Source organism: Promicromonospora kroppenstedtii DSM 19349, from assembly GCF_000515355.1.
Taxonomy (GTDB): domain Bacteria; phylum Actinomycetota; class Actinomycetes; order Actinomycetales; family Cellulomonadaceae; genus Promicromonospora; species Promicromonospora kroppenstedtii.
Window position 1 is genome coordinate 188999 of record NZ_KI911686.1, and the last position, 816, is coordinate 189814.

The window sequence follows — 816 nt, forward strand, 5'->3', positions numbered from 1 at the left end:
GGCGGGCATCGACGGCACCGTCTCGACCGCCGTCGGCGTGGCGCTCGCCGCCGCGCGGCGCGGACTGCGCACGCGCGCCCTGCTGGGCGACCTCACGTTCCTGCACGACGTCGGCGGCCTGCTCCGCGGGCCCGACGAACCGCCGGTCGACCTGGAGATCGTGGTGGTGAACGACGACGGCGGGTCGATCTTCGCGACGCTGGAGCACGGCGCGCTGGCGGCGACCGGCGACGCCGCGAGCGCCACCTTCGAGCGGGTGTTCGGTACGCCGCACGGCGCGAACCTGGCGCAGCTGTGCGCGGGGTACGGCGTGGACCACCAGCTCGTCAAGGACGTGCCGACGCTGCGGCACGCGCTGCAGGCGCCGAGCCACGGCGTCCAGGTGATCGAGGTGCGCGTCCCGCGCGTCGACCGCCTGGCGGAGGTACGCACCCTGGCCGACCGGATCCGCACCAGCCTCGGCTGAGTGGCGGTCTTCCGCCCTTCCGGGCAGCCTTCCGGGCGGCTCGGCGGGGCGGAGACCCGGCGCTCAGCGCGGTCCCGGGATATGCAGGGAACTCACAGACTCGTTTAAGCGTGGGACAAGGAACGGGGTGTCAACTAGTTCTGACTTCAAGGAGGGTCACGATGACCGACCAGAACAGCACCACGCCGCAGCCGGAGCAGCAGCCGTCCGGTACGCAGCCCACCGAGCAGCTGCCGGTCGCCGGTTCGGCTCCCGTCCCGAACGCGGGCGCCGAGCAGTCCGCGACCCCCGCGCAGTCGACGGCGCCCGTACCGACGCCGCCCCACGGCGCGACGCCGCAGGGTGCGCAG

General features: G+C 73.9%; 2 pseudogenes. Both read left to right on the forward strand.

From position 1 onward, the window contains the following. Nucleotides 1–466 (forward strand): annotated as a pseudogene (locus PROKR_RS15510) (2-succinyl-5-enolpyruvyl-6-hydroxy-3-cyclohexene-1-carboxylate synthase); the annotation flags it as partial. A gap of 161 nt (nt 467–627) precedes the next feature. Continuing rightward, nucleotides 628–816 (forward strand): annotated as a pseudogene (locus PROKR_RS35105) (S1C family serine protease); the annotation flags it as partial.